Origin of the sequence: Myceligenerans pegani (genome assembly GCF_014892515.1) — a bacterium.
In the GTDB taxonomy this organism is placed as follows: domain Bacteria; phylum Actinomycetota; class Actinomycetes; order Actinomycetales; family Cellulomonadaceae; genus Myceligenerans; species Myceligenerans pegani.
Genome location: NZ_JADBGR010000035.1, coordinates 1 through 959, shown reverse-complemented (window position 1 = coordinate 959; position 959 = coordinate 1). Strand labels below are relative to the sequence as shown.

1 protein-coding gene is annotated in these 959 nt (G+C 66.5%); it reads right to left on the bottom strand.

The window, feature by feature from the left end; all coding sequences use genetic code 11:
• The coding region (locus tag IIE03_RS02345) for a carbohydrate ABC transporter permease (protein ID WP_225997135.1) at positions 1 to 959 on the bottom strand (959 nt) is incomplete at both ends.

The following is a 959-nucleotide window of genomic DNA, read 5'->3' as shown; positions in this document are numbered from 1 at the left end:
GCGCGCCTCGGCGCGCAGCCTGCGTGTCACCGAGCGCTTCACGCGCGGCGTCTTCGTGCCCGACGACGCGATCCGCTGGCTGAGCAGGAAGTTGATGAACCCGATGATCAGGATGAGCACGAACAGCATCCAGGCCACGGCGGCGGCCCGGCCGAAGTCTCGCTGGTTCCCCCAGGCGACGTCGTACATGTACAGCACCGTGGTCATCCACTGCCGGTCCGCGCCGCCCAGGCCGGTGCTGTCGAAGAGCCGGGGCTCGTCGAAGATCTGCAGGCCACCGATGCTGGCGGTGATGACCACGAAGATCACGGTCGAGCGGATCTGCGGGACGGTGACGGAGAAGAACTGCCGCCACGGGCCGGCGCCGTCGATCGTCGCGGCCTCGTAGAGATCGCGCGGCACCGCCTGCATGGCGGCGAGGAAGATCAGCGCGTTGTAGCCGGTCCACCGGTAGTTCACCATCGCGGCGATGGCGACGTGGCTGGCCAGCCGGTCCTGATGCCAGCCGATCGGCTCGAGGCCGACGACCCCGAGAAGGTCGTTGATCAGGCCGTACTGGTCGGCGAACAGCCGGCCGAAGATCAGGGACACCGCGATCGGCGCCACCACGTACGGGATCAGCACGCCCATCCGCCAGAACGTGGCGTTACGGATGTTCTGGTCCAGCAGCGCCGCCAGCGTGATCGCGATGACCACCTGAGGCACTGCCGAGATCAGGAAGATCGACAACGTGTTGACCAGCGACTTCCAGAAGGTCGCCTGGCCGAGGACATCGGCGTAGTTCTGCCAGCCCACGAACTCCCCCTGCCCGCCGAGCAGGTTCCAGTCGTACACCGACACCACGGCCGTGTACGCCAGCGGGAACAGGCCGGTCAGAGCGAACAGGACAAAGAACGGGGAGATGTAGAGATAGGGCGAGACCTTGACGTCCCAACGCCCCAGGGTCTGGGAGAACCCGA